Genomic DNA, 22,577 nt, shown 5'->3' with positions numbered 1-22,577 from the left:
GTACTTTTCTTGTTTATTGGTACTGGTAAAAGCCATATATAGAAAAATATAATTCCTGTAAGACGGGGAACCTCTTAAATGTGCTCGAAACCAGTATAAGGATGATCCCCGCACTTGCGGGGATAGCTGTTTTATCCACGGGGATGAGTGGAATACCCAATTTACTGGTGGTAGTGATTAATACCCCTTTGGAGAAAAGAAAATGAGCAGTTCCGATCTGCAAAAAAAATGGGCTTCTTCCTATTTATCTGGCGGAAGTATGGCTTATGTTGATAGTCTGTATGAAGATTATCTTGCTGACCCCAGCTCGGTTTCATCCGATTGGCGAGCAGTATTTAGTGCTTTGCCTAAGGTGAATACCGAAAAGGAATTCTCACATAGAGATATTCGTGATTATTTTTTGCAGAATGCAGATAAAAAAACCATACCTGTAGCCCAAGCCTCAGACAGTCAGCAATTTAGGATTGCCGACTTGATCAACGCATATCGCTCATTGGGTCATCATGCGGCTAAACTTGATCCATTGGAAATGACAGAACGCACACCGGTCCCTGCACTGGAACTGGAGTATCACCACTTATCTAATGTAGATAGAAATCGTAAGTTTTTTGCAGGCACTACATTTGATGGTCCAGAAATGACTCTGGACGAAATATATCAAGCGCTGCGCGAAACGTATTGCAGCAGTATTGGTATTGAATACATGCATATTTCTAATACTGAAGAAATAGAATGGCTACAAGCACGAATGGAGTCGGTACGCGGTCGACTTAAATTAGATGCGGCAAAAAAAATGCAAATTTTAAAAGACTTAATTGCTGCAGACGGTTTGGAACGTTATTTAGGGACACGTTATGTAGGGCAAAAGCGATTCTCTCTTGAAGGGGGCGATTCATTAATTCCCATGATGAAAGAAATCATTGAGTGTGCCGGTAAAGCTAATGTTAAAGAGTTAGTTATCGGTATGGCACATCGAGGTCGTTTAAATGTGTTGGTGAATGTATTGGGTAAAGAACCCAATCAATTGTTCCAAGAGTTTGAAGGAAAAATAAAATATGAACGTACTGGGGATGTGAAATATCATTTAGGCTTTTCTTCAGATATAAGAACCAATTCAGGTTCAGTAGTACATCTGGCTTTGGCTTTTAACCCCTCACATTTAGAAATTATTGGACCTGTAGTAGAGGGGTCGGTACGTTCTCGTTTAGGTCGTCGTAGCGATCTGGGCAAAAAGGAAAAAGTTGTTCCTATTGTTATCCATGGGGATGCTGCATTTGCCGGTCAGGGCGTGGTGATGGAAACCTTTAATTTTTCTCAGGCACGTGGTTATAGCACGGGTGGTACAGTCCACATTGTTATTAATAACCAAATAGGCTTTACTACCAGTAATCCTTTGGATGCACGCTCTACTTTATATTGTACTGATGTGGCCAAAATGGTTCAGGCACCTGTTTTACATGTGAATGGTGATGATCCCGAAGCGGTCGTATTCGCAACGAAGCTTGCATTTGATTTCAGAATGAAATTTAAACGAGATGTCGTAGTGGATCTCGTATGTTATCGACGCCACGGGCACAATGAGGCAGATGAACCTGCGGTAACTCAACCTGCGATGTACCGTAAAATTAAATCCATGCGTCCTCTGCGTGAAATCTATGCCGAGCAATTGACCCAAGAAGGTTTACTAACCAGTAAAGATGCTGAACAATTAGTAGAAGCATATCGTGATACTCTGGATCAGGGTAAAGCGGTTGTCGATCTGGTTCATGGTGATTATGAAGGAAAGTATGCAGTAGATTGGACTCCCTATCTGAATGCAAAATGGACGGATAAAGTAGATACCACTATTAAAAAAGACAACTTACAAAAATTAGCTAAAATCTTAAGCGAGTTACCGAAAGGCTTTACATTACATCCGGTGGTTCAACGCTTATTAAATGAGCGCGATAAAATGACGGCCGGTGATTTACCAATGAACTGGGGGTATGCTGAGATAATGGCATACGCTAGTTTAGTTCAAGAAGGTTATGGGGTTCGTTTATCTGGCCAGGATTCTGGAAGAGGAACTTTTGCTCATCGTCATGCTGTATTGCATGATGCTGAAACTGGAGAAACCTTTACACCTTTAGAACAAATAACTAATGAACTAGACCGCCCTTTTTCAGTAATCGATTCAGTGCTTTCTGAAGAAGCCGTATTGGCTTTCGAATATGGGTTCGCCGCCTCTGCACCTAATTTCTTGGTACTTTGGGAAGCTCAGTTCGGTGATTTCGCCAATGGGGCGCAAGTGGTTATCGATCAATTCATTAGTTCTGGTGAGCAAAAATGGGGTCGTCTATGTGGTTTAGTTATGCTCTTGCCTCATGGATATGAAGGACAAGGCCCTGAGCACTCTTCTGCCCGTCTAGAGCGTTACATGCAACTTTGCGCTCAGCACAATATGCAAGTTTGTACGCCAACTACCCCTGCTCAGATCTTCCATTTATTAAGAAGACAGGTTATCCGTAATTTCCGTAAGCCATTAATTGTTATGACTCCCAAGAGTCTGCTACGTCATAAACTAGCAGTTTCTCCTTTGGAGGATTTATTCAAAGGTAAGTTTCACACTATTATTCCGGAAATTGATGCGATAGATGCACAAAAAGTTACAAAAGTGGTACTGTGCTGTGGAAAAGTTTATTATGATTTGCTGCAAATGCGTCGTGATAAAGAATTAAACCATATTGCATTGGTGCGAATTGAGCAATTATATCCGTTCCCTAAAAAAGCACTTACTACGGAGCTCAATAAATATCCTCAAGCCAAGAAGATTATTTGGTGTCAGGAAGAGCCGCAGAATCAAGGAGTATGGTTCTCTTCTCAACATAATATATTAGATTGTTTGCGTCCTGAACAAACCTTGCATTATGCCGGAAGAGAATTTGCTGCGGCACCTGCAGCAGGAAGCCCTGCTCTGCATGCAAAAGAACAACAAGCTTTAGTAGAGCAAGCTTTATTGGACTGATTGTAAGTTTATCGTAGTCTGGATTACTGCTTTGCTTTTTACCCAGGTTACAATGTGTTAACGAATTTAATAAAATAAGAAGGTATAACCATGTCTATTGAAGTCAAAGTACCTGTTTTGCCTGAATCGGTGGCTGATGCAACTGTAGCTGCATGGCATAAAAAAGTAGGTGATAAAGTTACTCGTGATGAGAATTTACTCGATTTGGAAACGGACAAAGTCGTCTTGGAAGTCCCGGCTCCTGCTGATGGAATACTGGCTGAAATAATGTTTCAAACAGGCGACACAGTTCGTTCTGGCCAATTACTTGCAAAAATAAAAGCTGGCGCTGGATCTGAGGCTCAAGCCGAGAAGAAAGAAGATAAAGCTGAATCACTGAAGGAAAATGAACAGGCTGAACGTGAGGAAGTAAGTGCAAAAGAAGATAAGTCAACCAGTCCTGTAGTTCGACGCATAATGGCAGAACATGACCTTCAACCTGGGCAAATAAAAGGCAGTGGCAAAGAAGGTCGGATTACGAAAGAAGATGTTCTCGCTTACATAGAGTCGAGTAGAGAAAAAACATCCGCTAAAGAAAGTGGGAAAGAGCAACCCCCCAAAGCATCTATGGGCCTACGTGAAGAACGTCGAGTTCCAATGACACGGTTAAGGGCTAAAATTGCGGAGCGCTTATTAGAAGCGCAACACAATGCAGCGATGTTGACGACTTTTAATGAAGTAAATTTGAAAGCCGTTATGGATTTGCGTGCTCAATATAAAGACAGTTTCGAGAAAAAACATGGTGTAAAACTTGGATTTATGTCTTTTTTCACCAAAGCAGTCGTTGAGTCATTAAAGCGTTTTCCCGCAGTGAATGCCTCTATAGATGGTCAGGATGTGGTCTATCATGGCTTTTATGATATAGGTATTGCGGTATCTACAGAAAGAGGGCTGGTCGTACCGGTGATTCGTGATGCGGATCAGATGAGTATGGCTGATATTGAATTAGCAATCAACGATGCTGCAAAAAAGGCTAGAGAGGGTAAATTAGCCATGGAAGATATGCAAGGAGGTACCTTTACTATTACTAATGGTGGGGTATTTGGTTCTTTATTGGCAACTCCGATCATTAATCCACCCCAAACAGGAATTTTGGGAATGCACAAAATTGAAGATAGACCTGTAGTGGAAAAAGGACAAATAGTGATTCGTCCTATGATGTATGTGGCTTTATCTTATGATCATCGATTGATTGACGGTAAAGATTCAGTACAGTTTTTGGTAAGTGTGAAAGAGTTATTGGAAGATCCTGCTCGTCTTTTGCTTAATGTTTAATGAAATGTAACAGTGAAATTCGCATTGACGCATAAATGTATCTGGGGGAAGGCGTAGCTGGAACCCAGAGGTTTTAAATTTATCTAAGTATATCCTGCTGTTGATCTTATTATTCGTGTCCAGGATATGATGCATAAATTAACACTTATGCTAGTGACGGATTTTGCTTTTTTAGAAAGGTAATCGCAATGAATTTACATGAATACCAGGCCAAACAATTATTTGCTAGCTACAATCTACCCGTACCAAACGGTGAAGTCGCTTACAGCGTTGAAGATGCAATGCAAGTTGCCGCACAGTTATCTACTCCCCGTTGGGTTGTTAAAGCACAAGTACATGCTGGGGGTAGGGGAAAAGCCGGTGGTGTGAAGTTAGTAGCAAATAAAGATGAATTAGCTGCAGCAGTTAAAGCATTATTAGGTACTCGTTTAGTTACTTATCAAACTGATGCTCATGGACAACCGGTTAATGCTGTTTTAATTGAAGAAACATGTGATATCGGCAGAGAATTATATCTTGGCGCGGTTGTTGATCGCGCTACCCGTCGCGTCGTATTCATGGCTTCTACGGAAGGTGGTGTAGAAATAGAAAAAGTGGCTGAAGAAACGCCCGAAAAAATTTTTAAAGTAATTATGGATCCATTAGTTGGTGTCATGCCATTCCAATGTCGGGAGGTGGCATTCAAATTAGGTCTTAAAGACGATCAAATAAAGCAATTTACACAGTTGATGATGGGCTTGGGTAAAATGTTTGTTGATTGTGATCTGAGCTTATTAGAAATCAATCCACTTGTAGTGACAAAACAAGAACAATTAATTTGTTTGGATGGAAAAATTAATATAGATGGCAACGCATTATACCGCCAACCTAAATTAAAAAGCATGCGCGATACCAGTCAAGAAGATGAGCGGGAAAATCGTGCCAGCGATTGGGAGTTAAACTATATTCCTCTGGATGGAACCATTGGTTGCATGGTGAACGGTGCGGGTTTGGCGATGGCGACTATGGATGTGATTAAACTTCACGGTGGTGAACCCGCTAACTTCCTAGATGTGGGTGGTGGTGCGACTAAGGAACGAGTAAGTGAGGCACTGAAAATTATTGTTTCTGATGACAAAGTCAAAGGCATTTTAGTCAATATTTTTGGAGGCATCGTTCGTTGTGACCTGATTGCCGATGGTATTTTGGCCGCAGTGGAAGAAGTCGATGTGAAAATTCCTGTGGTAGTACGTCTTGAGGGTAATAATGCACAACTAGGTGCTGATATTTTAAATAAAAGTGATTTGAATGTGATTGCTGCAACCAGTTTAACTGATGCTGCGAAAAAGATTGTGGCAGCTGTTGCTTAATTACTAAATTTCGAGGTTAACAATGAGTGTATTGGTTAATAAAAATACTAAGGTATTGTGTCAGGGGTTTACTGGAAAGCAAGGAACTTATCATTCAGAACAAGCGATTGCTTATGGCACACGTATGGTTGGTGGTGTGACCCCAGGCAAAGGCGGGCAGAAGCATTTAGATTTACCGGTATTTAATACCATGCGCGAAGCCGTGGAAGAAACCAAAGCGGAAGCGAGCGTGATCTACGTTCCGGCGCCCTTTTGTAAAGATTCTATTTTAGAAGCGGCTGATGCGGGCATTCAATTAATTGTTTGTATCACTGAGGGTGTTCCCGTACTGGATATGTTACAAGTTAAAGTGTATTTGGAAAATAATACTCAAGCTCGTTTGATTGGACCCAATTGTCCTGGAATTATTACCCCCGGCGAGTGCAAAATTGGAATTATGCCCGGTTCTATTCATTTACCTGGAAAAGTAGGTATTGTTTCACGTTCAGGAACATTAACGTATGAAGCAGTAAAACAAACTACAGATAAAGGTTTTGGCCAAAGTACGTGTATCGGTATAGGCGGCGATCCCATTCCAGGAACCAGTTTTATTGATGCTTTAGCTTTATTTGAGCAGGATCCTAAAACTGAAGCCATTATTATGGTAGGGGAGATCGGTGGATCTGCAGAAGAAGAAGCTGCTGAATACATTAAATCGCATGTCAGCAAACCCGTAGTATCCTATATTGCAGGGGTAACAGCACCTGCTGGGAAACGTATGGGGCATGCTGGTGCAATCATTTCGGGTGGCAAAGGGACTGCAGCAGAAAAATATGTCGCTTTAGAAGCAGCAGGCGTGAGAACTGTACGTTCGCCTGCAGATCTAGGTGATGCAATTGCCGAAGTTACAGGCTGGTAATTTATTTGGAGGTTGCCTGGGTTAAGATAAATTCCTAACCCAGGTGTACTTAGTTCCTACCAGTAAGACTGCTGATATTTCATTAACCCTATTTTTATGGTACTTCATGACAAATTTTCGAAGCATTGCGGATATAAGACGAGAGTATGGAGAGCTCAATTTAGATGAGCAATCACTTCCAGAAGATCCAATTGTTCAATTTAAGCTTTGGTTTGAAGATGTTTTAAAAAATGAAAAAAATGATCCTACAGCTATGGTGCTCTCCACAGTAGATGATCAAGGTTTACCAGATTCTCGAGTCGTGTTATTAAAAGGTTTGGAAGGTGGGAGTTTTGTTTTTTATACAAATTATCAAAGTAAAAAAGCAAAACAGATTCAAAATAAGCCATACGTAGCACTTAATTTTTACTGGCCACAAATGGCTAGACAAGTACGTATTCGTGGACAAATCAAACCAATTGATAAAGAACAATCAGATCTTTATTTTTCAACAAGACCTATAAAAAGCCAATTCAGTGCTATTGTTTCCCCACAAAGTCATGAGGTTGCGGGAAGACAAGTTTTGGAGAACGCTCTAAATGAGTTAATTCAAAAGCATGGGCAAGAACCTGTGTTACGACCCACATTTTGGGGAGGTTACAAGGTTATTCCTGATGAAATCGAATTTTGGCAAGGTCGAGACAATCGTTTGCACGATAGAATTCATTATTATCTAAAAAATGGACACTGGACGTTTCATCGTTTAGCACCATAGTAATAACATGTACTAGCGGCAAAATTTGCCGGCAAAAAGGTAAGTTCTGCCACAAATTTACATTTTATCCTTCTTTTTGTACTTACTCTATTTTTTCTGTTTTTTAAAGATACAAAAAAAACTTGGCCTGATTCTTGCTTAATATAATATAGCATTATAAAACTCAAATTGATTCTGAAGTTATTTTTTGCATGCTAAAAGAAAATTTGTCAAGAATTAGTAAATGTTTTTATTTGGTAAATAAGCGTTAATAGAAAGTCGTAAAATTGTCTTAAGTGTAGAAATTATTAACAGTATTATAGGAAATACTGTGCGAATAAATAGAGGGTATAACCATGAACGACATAACAGCCTTACTACCACATATTAAATTACGTTTTAATGTTGAACATCCAAGCTATGAAGACAGTTACGCATTTGGATACGAATGTGCGCTGGCAGAAGTAGCTGAAGAGGATAATCCATTTCGTGAAGGAACCCAACAAGCAGAACACTGGTTAGAAGGATGGTGGGATGCAATGGAGGGCGAAGAACCTTTATTTGAGTTGAATGCCTTAGAAAATGAAGAACTGACCGTAAACGAAGTAGTAGCTGCGAATGATAAAGAGTATGGTCATAAGCATGGCTTTTTATCATTAGTGATTGAAATTAGCGGTGCAATAGCAGCTTCTGCAATCGTTGGATATCAATTGTTTGAGTTGGTTGCATAAACTATATATATATGAGGGATCTTCTCTGACTGCCGAGCAAGACAGAAGATCTCTCGTCGTTACCACATTTGAATGAAGTGGTTGTCTAAGTTAGATCTAATTTTTGAAAAGTTTGAGAACCATTGATCGCATTCGTGCGATTTCAGATGGATTAAATTCCTTATAAAATTCAGTACCTATGTTCAGACATAGGGTCACCTGATCACCAAGCCCCTTAAGCAAGTCGACGCCAGATAATTTTAGCAAATGGATTTCATGTGCAATATCTACTGCCCACGCATCAAGATAGCTCATATCCGTGAACACAGGAAGGAATATATGGCCTTGCTCTTGCAGAAATAAAACCCTGGGTTGCTCGTCATTTAAACTTTGTTCTACAGGGATGATGAAGTTAGCCTTGATAAATTCAAGATAAGCTTTATTTGCTTCTTTAGTAGTTCCAGCTGCATCAAGAGCTTCTTTAATTGCAAGGTTAAGAGCGTTCATTTTTAGCCTTAGTAGTAAATGTTGAGCGATATGATAGCATTTTGGTTTAACAATAACCCAAAGAAATGTACATATAGCAATAACAGGTATATTTTATACCTTAAAATTAAACAACCTAATTATAACCATTTTCTGTACCTATGAAAATGAAATCAAACTATGTGTTGAAATAAATGACAACAGCAGTATAATGTAGGTTTTGTTTTACAGATTTATTGCTCATTTTTTGGATAAATATTTTTAGTTTTTTTCATTTTTATACTCCTAGCAATATAAAATTGAGTCGATCAATGAAATGCTGACAATCTTTATCCTGGGATTGTTTTTTGATGTGTGCGTTGTAACCCTTCAAAGCCAATTAGGATCTTATTAGCGTAGAGAGTTTATGAACAAAATACATGAGTCAAGAGTAGAAATTTATACCGGTAAAAATTATTTAGGATTTGCCTGGTTAGTATGGGGATTAGCTGCTGCATTCTATTTTTCTGATTATATGGCTCGTGTTGCCCCTGGAGTAATGCATCGCTACTTACAAATTGATTTCGGAATCAATGAAGCAGGATTTGGTATTTTAACTGCCTCATTTTATATTCCTTACATCCTCATGCAGATTCCAGTAGGCCTTACTGTAGATCGTTTAAGTATACGTTGGCTACTCACTGTGATGTCATTGGTTACCGCTTTTGGATGTTGTGTGTTTGGTCTTGCGGATAGCCTATTCATGGGCTCAATAGGTAGGATGCTTATAGGTTTTAGTGCCGCTTTTGCTTTTGTTTGTTCTCTCAGATTGGCAACATCTTGGTTTCCTCCCACAATGCTCGGGTTGCTTGCAGGTTTAACCCAGGCTTTAGGAATGCTGGGTGCGGCAGCTGGAGAGGCTCCAGTTTCATTTTTAGTCACTAATGTGGGATGGCGCCACAGTATGTTGATTATTGCTTTTCTGTTCATTGCTCTAGCAGCTTTATTGTATCAATTTGTACAAGATAAACCGGGTGAACATCGAAGTGAGATTCGCTCTATAAATCAGCTTAGTATTCTTCAAAGTTTAAAAATTATATTGTCATGCAGACAAACTTGGCTGAATGCGTTATATGCTGGATTTTTATTCGGCCCAACTGCTGTTATTGGCGAGGCAATCGGTCCTGCCTATCTACAATTTGGTAGGGGATTAGGTGCACATGCCGCTGCTTTTGCTACGGGATTAATTTTCATCGGATGGGGTATTAGTGGTCCTTTATCAGGTTGGCTCTCCGATAAGATGGGACGTCGTAAACCATTAATGATCCTCTCTGCATTATTCGGTGTTATTTTTACTTCCTTATATGTATTCAGCCCAACTTTAAGTCAAAACTCAGCTTATTTACTCTTCTTTCTTTTCGGATTGACCAATACAGGTGTCGCTATTGCCTACGCCGTTTCCACCGAAATCCATGATAGAAACGTGATAGGAACTTCTATTGCATTTACTAACATGATATCCATTTTTGTTGGGGCGTCATTACAGCCTTTAGTGGGCCGATTGGTCGATATGGTATCTGGTGCTCGTTCTTATAATGTCGAAACGCTATTACTTTCTGATTTCCAAGCAGGTTTGAAGTTGCTACCGCTTTGCTCCATAATCGCACTCGTGTTGGCATTTACCGTGAAGGAAACGTATTGTAAGCCAACAAGCCATTCCTAAGTGCCTGAAATTTTTATTGATTAAGCAGAAAATAGTTAACACTGTTTTTTTATAAGCTTATCGCACTCTGATGTTATTTGCTGTTATACTTTCAGCTGCAGTTTTTGCATGCGAATTAATAACATGGAGAAGAGAATGAAAAAATTTACAGGATTAGTCATTATCCTGGCCGTTCTAATTCTAGGCGGGTATTATGGTATGGGCGTTCTTACTGAACGAACAATCAGAAAGAATATACAAGTAATTGACCAATCTAATGGATTATATGCTGAAATCCAACAGTACAATAAAGGATTATTTAGCTCTGAAGCCCAAATTAAATGGCGTCTGCATATTCCCGAGCGTGTAGTTCAAGATGAAAATGGACAATCTAAAACTCTTCCTGCTCAAGACTATAACATGGAGATGCCATTAACCATCCACCATGGCCCATTTATTTTTTCCAATAAACGCTTACGTTTTGGATTAGGTTATGGTGAGGCAATTTTTCCATTTCCTGCAGAATACAATAAACAATTCGAAGCTCAATTTACTCCAAACTCTGTAAAACCACAGTTAGATTTAAGTATTTTTGTTAATTACCTTAATGAAAGTACTGTGGAATTCAATGTTCCTAATTTTAAATTAATTGCAAAAGATGGTTCAGGTACTCTTGAATGGTTAGGAATGGATTCAAAAACCACCATGTCTTCGGGAATGAGTAAAGTTGCGGGTAAAATTGTCTTAGAGGGTTTAAATGCTATTAAAGATGATACCCGAATTAGTTTAAATCAAGTATCCAGTGATTATGATTTACATGAAACACCTGCCGGCTTGTATTTGGGGGATGCAAATTTCTCTCTTCCTTCATTTAATGTTTTTGTAAAAGAACAAAAAATGTTTGCTTTGAACGATCTTATCATCAAGTCAGATAGCGATATTGAACAACATCTGTTTAATACTCATTTTAACTTGGCTATAAAATCAGTATTAGCAAACGGACAAAATTATGGTCCAGGAGAATTGGATGTTGCTTTAAGAAATCTTGACGCAGATGTGTTGGCTAAAATTAACCAACAAACTACCGCTATGCAAAATGGTAATGATATTCAACGCCAACAAGCCATGCTTGCTCTTCTTCCCGAGCTGCCCAAATTATTTAACAAGGGTGCCGAGTTTGAAGTTTCTAAGCTTAGCCTTAAGATTCCTCAAGGACAGATTGAAGGTAATCTTTATGTAACTTTGCCTAAAGGTGAAAATGCTAATCCATTTGAAATGATGCAAAAGATTCAAGGTAAAGCGAAGTTGCAAATTCCTTCAGAGGCTGTAAAAGCAGTTATGAAGCAATCGGTAATGCAACAAATTTCCAAAAAACCTGATCTACAACAAACCTTAACCCAGCAACTCCAAGCAAATCAAGCTGGAGGCCAAACAGCTCAGCCCGCTCTAACCCCTGAGCAATTAGCTGAAATGCAAACGAATAAACAACTAACCGCATTGCAGCAAACTGGGCTCATTACAGTTCAAGGTACGGATTATGTAATTGAAGTGAGTTTGGACCAAGGTAAATTCACAATAAATGGCAAACCTTACGATCCTTCGATGATGAAATTCTAGGATTCGACTGAAGTAATTTTGTAAGGAGTAGATCGTATAAAACAACCTACTCCTTATAAGAACTTTTTGAGTTTAAATTGAACATTATACATTGATTTTTAATACAGTTTTTTCTGTTCTGCCCTTGTCTCCATGGGCTTGTTTCGGTAATATACTGTTTTTAAAAGGAGGAGCTAATAATAATGACAACAATCAGTAATGAAGTAGTGGATAACACCGCTTCTCTAGCCGAAAGCGTAACTCTTTCAGTGCAAAAATATTTTTCAGAGCTTAAGGGAACTGATCCTGTTGACTTATACCAATTTGTACTTGAAGAGATTGAAACACCATTGTTCCGTGCCGTAATGGAACATTGTAAATACAATCAGTCTCGAGCAGCAATTATGCTGGGGATTAGTCGTGGAACTTTGAGAACTAAACTACGTCGATATTTCGATGATAAATATGTTGGTACGCGCGACTAACTCAAATATGTAGTAAAAGGGGAGCTGGGAGCTCCTTTTTTATAATCTAAATGTTAACAAGTTATTCTAATTAGCGACAGTGCAAGTATGTTCCATCTGGACGTTGCGAAGAGTCGTAAATGCTAGCAGTTGAATTTCGTAAGTGTTAAGCCCTTAGACTGAGCGTTATTCTGGCGTATCTTGAATGAAAAGCAGTTCGGAGCTTGGGTGCTGATGTAGGGCTACGTTGCTCAAAAAAACCTTCTCAGGTTCAAACGTTCATCAGTCTTCTAAGAGCTCTGAATCGAATCCAGCCCTCCTTGCAGCAGGGTTCTAAAAGATAATCAATCCTCCTATTTCCGCGGCTTGTCCGCGGGATCAATAATTTCTATCCTAAAAAATGAATTTCGCGGGCAATCGGTGAAGAAATGCCAAAAGGAACCACAATCTGCAGCTAAGATTGATGCGGAGTTGAGAGAACCTGTTTGCAAGCAAACAGGTTAGACCGGTATAGTCCTTAGGAATATTTTATGTTTATTCAGCGAACATGGAACTTACGGACTCTTCTATGTTGACTCGTTTAATTGCCTGAGCCAGCATATCAGATAAACTTACAACCCGAATTTTTTTACATTGACGTGCTTCGTCAGACAAAGGAATAGTATCCGTTACTACAATTTCATCAAGTACGGAATTTTTAATATTATTGACTGCAGGGCCAGATAAAACAGGGTGAGTAATATAGGCTCTTACGCTATGGGCGCCATTTTTCTTAAGTTCATGTGCTGCGGAGCAAAGAGTTCCTGCGGTATCTACAATGTCATCAACAATAATGCAGTTTTTATTTTTTGGCTCGCCAATGATGTGCATTACCTCGGATTTATTAGGACCACTACGACGTTTATCGATGATACATAAGTCCGCATGGTCAAGGCGTTTTGCAACCGCACGGGCTCTAACAACACCCCCAACATCAGGAGAGACAACCATCATATTTTCTAGATTCTGGTCTTGTATATCTTCGAGAAGTATCGGAGTCGCATAAACGTTGTCGACTGGCATATAGAAAAAGCCCTGTATTTGATCCGCGTGGAGATCTACAGTAAGAACTCTACAGATACCTACTGATGCCATCATATCAGCAACAACTTTAGCTGTAATCGGCACGCGTGCAGAGCGAACCCTGCGATCTTGACGTGCGTAACCGAAATAAGGAACTACTGCCGTGATACGGGACGCAGAAGATCTTCTTAGCGCATCAGCCATTGTAAGGAGTTCCATCAGATTATTATTTGCTGGAGCACAGGTTGATTGGATTATAAAAACGTCTCTTCCTCGGACATTTTCTAGAATCTCGATCATGGTTTCCCCATCGCTAAACGTACCGACAGTCGCTTTGCCAATAGGTATTTTCAAATGAGAAGAAATTTGTTGAGCTAATTCCGGATTTGCATTTCCGGCAAAAATCATCATTGTGGACATGTGTAAAAAGCCTTAGATTTAGGTTAATCACTTAACTTAAACACATAGCAGAAGACAGCCAAAAAGATATTATTATTATTTGAGCATTACAAGACGCATCCTTCCAGGTTATCTTCTGCTGTCTGTTTACTTGAATCAACAAGAATGTGGCAGGGGTGCTAGGATTCGAACCTAGGTATGCAGGGATCAAAACCCTGTGCCTTACCGCTTGGCGACACCCCTAAAATTTGCAGATTCTTACAATCATCCGTTATAAAATTGCGCTCATCCCTGCAAATGTGTTGCGTATTTTGCAGTGGTTTTGGGAACATGTCAACTTTGAAAGCAATAATTTTTTCTATTTTTAAGTGAGAGTAAGAGTTGACATTGCTGCTAGATTGTCATATGTACTTGAACAAGTAAAGCGAAATTTAGGAAGAAAATCCCTAAACTTCGCTCGGCAAAATTCAAACATGCAGACTGGATTTATACGGTCCAGTTCTGAATCACTACTTTGATCATTACTCCGTTGCCTTCAAGGCGAATCATGCTTGGCAGATCAACTCCTTTAACCGAAGTGTATTTGGTGAAATTAATCGTATAGCCATTTTGTTTTAATTCGACCAGGTGATTGTAGTCATCACGATGCTCCGCCTGGACTGGGCCTGGAGCTGGAAGCCCTCTTACCCAATAATAAAGATTATTTACCGGAAGCCTAATTCCAGTTTGTTCAACTAATAGTTCATCGGCATTGTGTGACGTTATTTTTTTAGGTCCATCTTGGAATGTGACGGTATCACCTTTTTTATCAATAAGAACCGTTCCCCCGCCTAAAGGACCCATGAGACGAATTTGGTAAGCACTAGGGCCGCTTTGTTTCCAATTCATAGTAGCGGACCAACCTTTGCTTTTACTCTTTGCAGCCATAGCACCACGAATTTCCCAGGAGGAGACCGTTTCTGTTTTAGCTTTACGTTGTTCTACCGGCATCGTTTTGTTTTCAGGCAATTCTGCAGCAGGTCGGGGAGGAGCACAGGCAGTTAGCAAGAAGAAGGGTATTATTATAAATAGTTTCATATTGTTCATTTTTCACCTCAAGTCCATTTTTGTAGTTTTTCAATTAACAATACGCTAGACTTATCGCATATGCAATCAGTCTTAATTAATATGAAATTAAAAGCAATTTATCCTGGTACGTTTGATCCAGTTACCAATGGGCATGTGGATATTATTCGTAGAGCTACTAAGATTTTCCCTGACACGATTGTTGCTGTGGCAAGCAATAAAGCAAAACGGCCTTTTTTACCATTGGAAACGAGGATACAACTCGTAGAAGAAGCGGTTGCAGATTTACCCGGAGTTCATGTAGTTGGATTTGATAATCTTTTAATTGATTTTGTATTAGAACAGAAGGCTGGAATTATTTTACGCGGTTTACGGGCAGTTTCTGATTTTGAATATGAGTTCCAATTGGCCGGCATGAATCGAAAATTATCCAAGCAAATAGAAACAATCTTTTTAACACCCTCAGAAAATTTTATGTATATTTCTTCTACTCTGGTTCGCGAAATTGCGATTTTAAACGGAGATATCTCTCAGTTCGTTCCTTCTTGTGTCGTAAGGGAACTCCAAAAGAGACAGGATGAGCATGGAACGTCAGCTAGTATTTAAAATACTTTCCCTAATTACAATTAGCATTAATTTATTGATTTTTTTTTCAAATACTTTTGCCAAACCAAATAATATTCTTCCACCAGGATATGCAATCGCCAGTGCAAATCCATTGGCAACTAATGCAGGACTTGAGATTTTAGCCAGTGGTGGAAATGCTTTTGATGCAGCTGTTGCCGTTTCTGCGGTATTAGCCGTCGTTGAACCCTACCATTCTGGTCTTGGGGGAGGGGGATTTTGGCTTCTACATCAAGAAGATCAGCATAAAAACATCTTTATTGATGGACGAGAAACTGCACCACTGGCTGCGAAAAAAGACATGTATTTAGCACCGGATGGTAGTGTAATCCCGGGATTATCCTTAAATGGAGGTTTAGCAGCCGCAATTCCAGGAGAACCAGCTGCATTGATCTATATTGCAAAAAATTATGGGCGATTACCCTTAGCAAAATCATTGGCGCCGGCCATTAGAATAGCACAAGAAGGTTTTTTGGTTGATAAACAATTAAGTTCGTTTTTAAGCAATGAAGATCGATTAACACAAATCAAAAAATATCCATCCACTGCTAAGATTTTCTTGAATAAGGGGCGTCCCTATCGCATTGGAGAACGGTTAATTCAAACCGATTTGGCGAATACCTTAAAACTCATTGCAGAAAAAGGAGAGCAAGGATTTTATGCTGGAGAAGTCGCAGATCGATTGGTGAGGGGGGTGAATGCTGCGGGAGGTATTTGGACGCTCGAGGATTTGTCTAAATATCGTATTAAGGTCAGAGAGCCTTTGATAGGAGCCTATCATAATATGCTCATTGTTACTGCCCCCCCACCTTCAGCAGGAGGAGTAGCACTATTGACTATGTTGAATATATTGTCTCACTATTCCCTCGCATCATTTTCAAAAGTTCAATGGGTTCATTACCTAGTAGAGTCTATGCGTCTTGCCTATTGGCAGCGTGAACGGTTTCTTGGGGATCCTGACTTTGTCACTATTCCTGTCGAAAAGTTACTTTCTGCAGAAAACGCCAAGCAGTTGAGTACATTAATTCCACCTAATAAGGCAATACCTAGTTCTATTTTGCAAGAACAAACCAAAAATCATCAAGGAGAACAAAAAAGTCTTACGCACACAACTCATTTCTCCATTATTGATACTGAAGGCAATCGTGTTGCAGCGACTCTGTCCATAAATTTTATTTTTGGTTCCAGTGTTGTCGCTGAGGGCACGGGGGTTTTATTGAATGACGAGATGGATGATTTCTCAAGCAAAGTGGGCCAAGAAAATGTTTTTGGTATTGTTGGAGCAGATCAAAATGCGATCGCACCTGGAAAAAGGCCCTTATCCAGTATGACGCCCACTTTTCTTGAATTACCCGATCGTGTGGCAATTTTAGGAACACCGGGCGGTAGTCGTATTCCTACCATGGTGTTAATCGCATCATTGGTATTTTATGACACGTACGGGGCAATTAGTATGGTATCAGCAATGCGTTTTCATCATCAGTATTTGCCCGATGTGGTACAGATTGAACCCGATGCTTTGCCTCCATCAATTCAACAAGCTTTAAAAGCTATGGGGTATAATCTGATGCAGTTAGGCCGAAATTATGGTGATATGCAAGCAATTACTTGGGATAAACAAACCAATATCTTGACTGCGGCATCGGATCCGAGGGCAATAGGATTGGCAGCATCCATAGTCAATACACCGAGTGGATATGGAGTAAGGTTCTAGTTTGTGTGGCAATTAAGGAGACGTATTTTCTCCCACCAGTTCTTTGATGACTTCAAAAGTCTGATGAATTAGTTTTTCTTTGTTCTCAAGTGTAAATTGTGATGCATCAATTGCCTTGCCTATATGGATTTCTGCTTTTTGTTTTAGATGAAAATTAAACGTACGTGCGGGTAAAATATTATTAGCACCCCGTATCCCTATAGGAATAATGGTTGCCTTGGACTGAATTGCGGTGATAAATCCTCCCTTTTTAAATGAACCGAGTGTTCCATCTTTGGAGCGAGTTCCTTCCGGAGCTATCCACATAACAATTCCACTTTCCATTAATTGCTTAGCAAATGCTAGGTCCTTTATGGCTTGATATCTATTTTTTCGATCAATAAAGGGAAACTCTGCCGCTTTCATGGCTTGTCCCATTAAAGGAATTTTTGCGAGTTCTTTTTTGGATAGCATGCGAATGGAGTTATTTGGAAAAGCTTTAAATGCGAGAGGAATATCATAAGCACTGGAATGATTGCACATAATAATGGTCGCCTTTCCTGCTTGGGGATGAGTATTAAAAGGGTTAATCACTTTATACTCTACTTGTACTGCATTCAGCAGTTGATCAATCCAATGGTGTAATGCTTTATCCGTCCACTTTCGGTTGAGAGTGCTAAAAAAATATTTAGAAAGACAGCGTGTACTGGTTACTGCTGTGTAAAATATGATCTTACAAAGAATCCAAGCCGTTCGGAATTGATTTATTTTCATTAGCGTTAGGGTTAAGTAAATTCGCGGTAATATAGCGCAAGTTGATACAATTGCCCAGAGAGTTTTTGGTAAGAATATAATCTCGGCATAAGTATCCCTGGTCGCAATCTACTTTAGAAAAATCCTATTGCCCTCCCTAAAGAGTTGAAAAAGGATTCGTTTGGGGGAACCATATGTATGTCAAAACCAGAGGACATGATTTTGTCCTCACCCCAACGTTCCAGCATGTAATTACGGTAATGCATTTCATGTAAATGGCCAATAGCTCCTATTTTTTCTCTTGCTTCATGCTTTCGTTCGTCTTCAATGATCTCAAGGTAACGGAGGTTATAATAGAGATTTTCAGGCATAAATTCCTTCGCTTTCTTAAAGTAAGGAATCGCCTCTTGTTTCTTTTCCTCAAAATAAACAAGGACATCAGCTAGTAAATAATACATTTTTGCCAGAGTTTGGCGCATCTCTTTTGACTTGGACTCATTAAAAGCAATGAAAGCTCGAAGCTCCTTTTTCAATTCTTCTACTTCGTCGGTGTGTTCTTTAAGGAATAGGGTTCGAGTGCTTAAATGATCGTTATAATCAATGGGGACCGCAAGTCGTGCAATCAAACAATCAATCTTACGAAGTAATAATTTATTATAAAGTTGGGTTAACGCACTATTGCTATTAAGGAATAAGTATTCACTAAGTAGATGTTGTGCTTTATTCAATTGAGCTCGATCGGAGTCTTTAGCCGAGTGTATGAGTTCATCAATTATCAAAATAGTCGATGCATAAGTCATGCTTGCCTCCATGACAAGAAAATCATGAGGTTTGATACGTATTATCTTTGACGCAAGGATGATTTGCTCTGCAGCAATTTGTGCTGCTTCAGTTTTTTGACTGAGCAATAGTTCTTTTACTCGAGATTCATTGGCATTAAATTGAGTGCAATAATGTTCTCGTAAGCGCTCAAGCCCGTGTTTATTAAATTTGAAATTAGGATGACTTGTATACAAAGTATCTGCGTCTTGAAACCGATTGTTTTCAATGGCAGAGTCAAATTGATGTAAAATCCATTCTTCTTTTATTGTGATATCCTGCATTGAATCCTCTTGATCAAGAATCTGGGGTTCAAGTCGGACGGCTTGGGCTAAACACTCAAGAGTTTGATTACCAATAAGTAGTTTGGTTATCCCCCATTTACTTCTTTCCCTTTTAGCATCGTTTATATAAGATTTAGCGACTTGGATGCGTAATTGGGGATAGGGTATCAAATAAACTGCTTGTTCTTCGTTGTCAAAATTAGCTTTGATGTAATCAACAGCTTGTTCCTGATCGCTCATATTGGGTGATAAAAATAATGCAGCGATAAGCTCAACTGCAAGTTTTAAGGCTTGGGGATCAAATTGTTCCTGAGTTAAATAATAATCGATAAAAGGTTTTTTAAACTTATGTTTGACTTCGGGAGACCATGCTAATGCTTCGTGGTATTGTTGTTGGGCAGCCAAATGTTGGGCATATGCTTCAGCAAAGAGACTGGATTGAAAACAATTTGCTTTGTTGACGGATTGTCCGTAGTAATGAATTTGGCTGATTGCATCTTTTATTATTTGGTAGTCTTGAGGATCGATGGAGGGAACTAAATAAGCCAAATATTCTTGTATTAAGGTTTGTCCAAAAGGGTACCCTACACGAATGGATGCATTGAATTCTGGAAAACTATGGGAGTGAGTGAGGAAATGACTCATTAATAATCGTTGCAGTTCTTTAGAGGTGTGATTGGTTCTGGGTGAGTGGGTTAATTTTATGAAACGTTTAGAGATTGGGAATCCATCGCTGCTTTTATTCAACTCCTCAGCTTTAAAGCCTTTGATATAGCCAGTATAGGCGATTTTGGCTAAAGTCATTTCTATTCGATTAGGATGGCAATGATTTTCAAAGCCTAACCAACCTTTAAATGATTCAAAAATTGTACGAAACCAACTAACACGAAAAATATCGATTCCATCGGTGTATAATCTTTGCCGCGGATACAGTGTAATTTCTCGCCAAAACGTCTGGTATTCATCTTCATCGAAATCGTAGATAACGAAGTCAGGAAGGTGAATTCTCCCGTTTTCTTGATATTTTCGGACGATATGTCTTGCTAATTTTAAACGCAACATACAAAACCTTAATAAAATTAAGCAATTGTATGTTAATTTAAAATCAAGTATTGAGCAATTGAGTTATATGATGAGCAGGGTAAAGACGTATTTTAGATGCATTGTTGTCTTTGTTGCTGCGTAACTGCTGAAATTAATTTTGGCAATTGGGGCAAAAAAAAGAATTACGGCCAGCAATCATGAGGGATTTGATAGGGTGTTGACAAAGCAAGCAAGGTTGATTTTTTCGACCATACACTTTGAGGGACATACTGAAGTAACCTGGTTTGCCATCAAAAGCATAAAAGTCACGCAGCGTAGTTCCACCGCATAATATTGCCTGTTTGAGTACTTCTTTAATCTGTTTTGTAAGTACCTGACATCTTAATTCAGAGAGCATTTTCGCTGGAGTAGCTGGATGAATATTAGCTAAAAATAGACTTTCAGTAGCATAAATATTTCCGACACCTACTACAATTTCATTATCCATAATCAATGATTTGATGGGTTTATTTTTATTTTTTGCCCTTTGGACTAAGTAATGCCCATTAAATTCATCAGAAAGAGGTTCAGGGCCTAAATGAGCAAATAGTGGATGTTGGTACGGATTTTCATCAATATAAAGAAACAAACCAAAACGCCTAGGATCACAGAAGCGAAGCATACAGCCATTGGTCAACGTTAACAGGATGTGATCGTGCTTTTCTGGTTCACTTTTAGCATCGACTATGCGTAAATGACCTGACATTCCGAGATGGATTGATAGATATCCTTTTGAGAGCTGGATCAGAATATATTTTGCCCTACGAGAAACTCCGACTATTTTTTTGCCAGCACACAATTGATCCAAATTAGGAGGAACAGGGATGCGAAGTTTAGAATTACGCACCGTAACCCCTTTGATTGTTTGTCCTTCGAGATGGGATTTTATTCCTTCTTTTGTAGTTTCAACCTCAGGTAACTCAGGCATTATTTTTGATCGTCATGGTCAATGATTCGGCCCTGACTTTTAGTAGTTATTTCTGTTTTAGCCGGGTTGTTTGGAAATAGATATTGTTTTATGGTTGCGATTATCCAGAGAATGCCCCCAATAAGAAGACCCCAAATCAAAACATAGGAAAACATAAACAGCAGTCCAAAGAATAGTGCAATAGCAACCCCTGCTATTAAGAAGGGCACTATATTCTCAAAAATTTTTCCTAAGGAAAATTTATCGTTCATAACATAATTCCTATATAATTATCTATTAATTATCGGCTACATAATGAAATGTTGCAACGTAAAGAGTAAAATTGTGTTATCCTTAATATGATATAAGGATTTTCTGGAATTCTTATCTGGGTACCCAAACTAAAGGATGAGTTTTTTCTTAATTTGCATTTTGCATTTTGCATTTAAAGTGGAGCTATTATGGTTTTTGGTTATTTAAACCTGTCTTTTTGGGGATATGTGATTGCAACGTTGGTTATGACGCAAATTACTATCGCAGCAGTAACGCTATATCTTCATCGAAATCAAACGCATCGGGCGATGACATTGCATCCTATTGTCAGTCATTTTTTCCGTTTATGGCTGTGGTTAACAACTGGAATGGTTACCGCAGATTGGGTTGCTATTCATCGTAAACATCACGCCTCATCAGATGTTGAGGGGGATCCTCATAGCCCTGTAGTTTTTGGCATCAAAAAAGTATTTTGGCAAGGAGCTGAACTTTATAAAACAGCTCGTAAAGATAAAGAAATGGTAGCTAAGTACTCTCATGGTACTCCCACAGATTGGCTTGAGCGAAAAGTTTATTCTCCTCATTCTGCCAAGGGAATTTTGCTCATGTTACTCATCGATCTCTTCTTATTTGGTGTGCCTGGCATTACGGTCTGGGCAATTCAAATGATGTGGATACCTGTTCATGCCGCTGGGGTCATTAATGGAATTGGTCACCATTGGGGATATAGAAATTTTGAATGTCCCGATGCTGCAAGAAATATTTTCCCCTGGGGTTTTTGGATAGGCGGAGAAGAATTACATAATAATCATCATACTTTTGCTTCTTCTGCAAAGTTCTCGGTTAAATGGTGGGAATTTGATATTGGCTGGATGTACATTCGTATTCTTTCCTTTTTAGGCCTTGCCAAAGTTAAAAAATTACCACCAAAACTGGCTATGGAAAAAGGTAAACTGCAAGTCGATTTAGATACGGTTAAAGCCGTGATCTCGAACCGGTTTCAAGTGATGTCTAATTATTATAAAAGTGTGATTAGACCCATACTGAAACAAGAAAAATATAATAACCTAGAGAGCAAGGAAGAAAAGAAACTTTTTGCGCGTGCTGGAAGTTTATTACGACGTGAAAATTGTCTTTTAAGTAATAAAGCAAAAATCCGTTTGTCTCGTTTGTTAGAAGCTCGTGAACAATTGCGTATTGTTTATGCTTACAAGCAATCATTACAAGGTATTTGGTTGAAGACGGCCTCTACCCAAAAAGAACTTATTGAGGCACTACAGCAATGGTGTCGTCAAGCTGAAGAATCAGGTCTTGATGTATTGAGACAATTTGCACAACAGATCAAAGGATATGTTCCTGTGTATAGATAATTTTTCTATA

Annotated in this window: 20 protein-coding genes and 1 tRNA gene; 13 read left to right on the top strand and 8 right to left on the bottom strand. The window is 39.1% G+C overall.

All coding sequences use genetic code 11. The annotated features are described in order from the left end of the window. Positions 1 to 202 precede the first annotated feature (202 nt). The 6 genes from ACWTE2_RS12775 (at position 203) to ACWTE2_RS12750 (ending at position 8,029) form a co-directional block, all read left to right on the top strand. Complete coding sequence (locus ACWTE2_RS12775; protein ID WP_454785640.1) at positions 203 to 3,004, top strand: 2-oxoglutarate dehydrogenase E1 component; 2,802 nt, start codon at positions 203 to 205, stop codon at positions 3,002 to 3,004. A 90-nt stretch (positions 3,005 to 3,094) separates the two neighbouring features. Further along, positions 3,095 to 4,318 carry a 2-oxoglutarate dehydrogenase complex dihydrolipoyllysine-residue succinyltransferase gene (gene odhB, locus ACWTE2_RS12770; RefSeq protein WP_454785639.1) on the top strand — a complete coding sequence of 408 codons (1,224 nt, stop codon included), beginning with the start codon at positions 3,095 to 3,097 and terminating at the stop codon, positions 4,316 to 4,318. Positions 4,319 to 4,506: 188 nt separating this feature from the next. Beyond that, positions 4,507 to 5,667, top strand: coding sequence for an ADP-forming succinate--CoA ligase subunit beta (sucC, locus tag ACWTE2_RS12765; protein ID WP_454785638.1), 1,161 nt, complete (start codon positions 4,507 to 4,509; stop codon positions 5,665 to 5,667). A gap of 22 nt (positions 5,668 to 5,689) precedes the next feature. Continuing rightward, positions 5,690 to 6,565, top strand: a complete 876-nt coding sequence (sucD, locus tag ACWTE2_RS12760; protein WP_454785637.1) for a succinate--CoA ligase subunit alpha — start codon at positions 5,690 to 5,692, stop codon at positions 6,563 to 6,565. A 106-nt stretch (positions 6,566 to 6,671) separates the two neighbouring features. Then, entirely contained in the window at positions 6,672 to 7,319 is a 648-nt protein-coding gene (gene pdxH, locus ACWTE2_RS12755; RefSeq protein ID WP_454785636.1) for a pyridoxamine 5'-phosphate oxidase, read from the top strand. Positions 7,320 to 7,654: 335 nt separating this feature from the next. Continuing rightward, positions 7,655 to 8,029, top strand: a complete 375-nt coding sequence (locus tag ACWTE2_RS12750; protein WP_454785635.1) for a transmission trait enhancer LetE — start codon at positions 7,655 to 7,657, stop codon at positions 8,027 to 8,029. A 96-nt stretch (positions 8,030 to 8,125) separates the two neighbouring features. Here ACWTE2_RS12750 and ACWTE2_RS12745 read toward each other — a convergent pair whose 3' ends face one another. After that, complete coding sequence (locus ACWTE2_RS12745) at positions 8,126 to 8,515, bottom strand: SseB family protein (protein ID WP_182392441.1); 390 nt, start codon at positions 8,513 to 8,515, stop codon at positions 8,126 to 8,128. A 385-nt stretch (positions 8,516 to 8,900) separates the two neighbouring features. Between ACWTE2_RS12745 and ACWTE2_RS12740 the strand changes: the two genes are divergently transcribed. The 3 genes from ACWTE2_RS12740 (at position 8,901) to ACWTE2_RS12730 (ending at position 12,256) form a co-directional block, all read left to right on the top strand. Further along, positions 8,901 to 10,196, top strand: coding sequence for an MFS transporter (locus ACWTE2_RS12740; RefSeq protein ID WP_454785634.1), 1,296 nt, complete (start codon positions 8,901 to 8,903; stop codon positions 10,194 to 10,196). 135 nt (positions 10,197 to 10,331) lie between these two features. Then, complete coding sequence (locus ACWTE2_RS12735) at positions 10,332 to 11,792, top strand: YdgA family protein (protein ID WP_454785633.1); 1,461 nt, start codon at positions 10,332 to 10,334, stop codon at positions 11,790 to 11,792. 182 nt (positions 11,793 to 11,974) lie between these two features. After that, positions 11,975 to 12,256 (top strand): helix-turn-helix domain-containing protein, encoded by a 282-nt coding sequence (locus tag ACWTE2_RS12730; protein ID WP_003633193.1) that lies wholly within the window; start codon positions 11,975 to 11,977, stop codon positions 12,254 to 12,256. A 513-nt stretch (positions 12,257 to 12,769) separates the two neighbouring features. Here ACWTE2_RS12730 and ACWTE2_RS12725 read toward each other — a convergent pair. The 3 genes from ACWTE2_RS12725 to lolB form a co-directional block, all read right to left on the bottom strand. Continuing rightward, the gene (locus tag ACWTE2_RS12725) at positions 12,770 to 13,717 is read right to left on the bottom strand and encodes a ribose-phosphate pyrophosphokinase (protein ID WP_454785632.1); all 948 of its coding nucleotides are present in this window, start codon (positions 13,715 to 13,717) and stop codon (positions 12,770 to 12,772) included. A gap of 147 nt (positions 13,718 to 13,864) precedes the next feature. Beyond that, positions 13,865 to 13,939: transfer RNA gene (locus ACWTE2_RS12720), tRNA-Gln, on the bottom strand. A 243-nt stretch (positions 13,940 to 14,182) separates the two neighbouring features. After that, positions 14,183 to 14,755: a lipoprotein insertase outer membrane protein LolB gene (gene lolB / locus ACWTE2_RS12715; RefSeq protein WP_454785696.1), complete on the bottom strand. Its 573-nt coding sequence runs from the start codon at positions 14,753 to 14,755 to the stop codon at positions 14,183 to 14,185. On the opposite strand from lolB, the gene ACWTE2_RS12710 reads away from it, so the two are divergent. The 3 genes from ACWTE2_RS12710 to ggt are packed head-to-tail and all read left to right on the top strand — an operon-like array spanning position 14,691 to position 17,099. Next, on the top strand, positions 14,691 to 14,831 hold the full coding sequence (locus ACWTE2_RS12710; protein ID WP_454785631.1) for a hypothetical protein: 141 nt from the start codon (positions 14,691 to 14,693) through the stop codon (positions 14,829 to 14,831). The two genes, lolB and ACWTE2_RS12710, sit on opposite strands and share 65 nt — an antisense overlap. An 11-nt stretch (positions 14,832 to 14,842) precedes the next feature. After that, positions 14,843 to 15,367 carry a pantetheine-phosphate adenylyltransferase gene (coaD, locus tag ACWTE2_RS12705; protein WP_182392446.1) on the top strand — a complete coding sequence of 175 codons (525 nt, stop codon included), beginning with the start codon at positions 14,843 to 14,845 and terminating at the stop codon, positions 15,365 to 15,367. Beyond that, the gene (gene ggt, locus ACWTE2_RS12700) at positions 15,345 to 17,099 is read left to right on the top strand and encodes a gamma-glutamyltransferase (RefSeq protein WP_454785630.1); all 1,755 of its coding nucleotides are present in this window, start codon (positions 15,345 to 15,347) and stop codon (positions 17,097 to 17,099) included. Before coaD ends, ggt begins: the two co-directional genes overlap by 23 nt. A 12-nt stretch (positions 17,100 to 17,111) precedes the next feature. On the opposite strand, the gene ACWTE2_RS12695 is transcribed toward ggt, so the two are convergent. From ACWTE2_RS12695 to ACWTE2_RS12680, 4 genes are all read right to left on the bottom strand, one after another. Continuing rightward, on the bottom strand, positions 17,112 to 17,852 hold the full coding sequence (locus tag ACWTE2_RS12695; RefSeq protein ID WP_182392448.1) for a lysophospholipid acyltransferase family protein: 741 nt from the start codon (positions 17,850 to 17,852) through the stop codon (positions 17,112 to 17,114). 113 nt (positions 17,853 to 17,965) lie between these two features. After that, positions 17,966 to 19,996 (bottom strand): hypothetical protein, encoded by a 2,031-nt coding sequence (locus tag ACWTE2_RS12690; protein WP_454785629.1) that lies wholly within the window; start codon positions 19,994 to 19,996, stop codon positions 17,966 to 17,968. Positions 19,997 to 20,129: 133 nt separating this feature from the next. Further along, positions 20,130 to 20,945 (bottom strand): bifunctional DNA-formamidopyrimidine glycosylase/DNA-(apurinic or apyrimidinic site) lyase, encoded by an 816-nt coding sequence (gene mutM, locus ACWTE2_RS12685; protein ID WP_454785628.1) that lies wholly within the window; start codon positions 20,943 to 20,945, stop codon positions 20,130 to 20,132. Continuing rightward, the gene (locus ACWTE2_RS12680; RefSeq protein WP_454785627.1) at positions 20,945 to 21,196 is read right to left on the bottom strand and encodes a hypothetical protein; all 252 of its coding nucleotides are present in this window, start codon (positions 21,194 to 21,196) and stop codon (positions 20,945 to 20,947) included. Before ACWTE2_RS12680 ends, mutM begins: the two co-directional genes overlap by 1 nt. 189 nt (positions 21,197 to 21,385) lie before the next feature. On the opposite strand from ACWTE2_RS12680, the gene ACWTE2_RS12675 reads away from it, so the two are divergent. Next, positions 21,386 to 22,567: a DesA family fatty acid desaturase gene (locus ACWTE2_RS12675; protein ID WP_454785626.1), complete on the top strand. Its 1,182-nt coding sequence runs from the start codon at positions 21,386 to 21,388 to the stop codon at positions 22,565 to 22,567. Positions 22,568 to 22,577 lie beyond the last annotated feature (10 nt).

This window comes from Legionella nigrisilvae (assembly GCF_977063395.2).
Note: the sequence above shows the minus strand (reverse complement) of the source record. Positions and strands in the feature narration are given on the sequence as shown.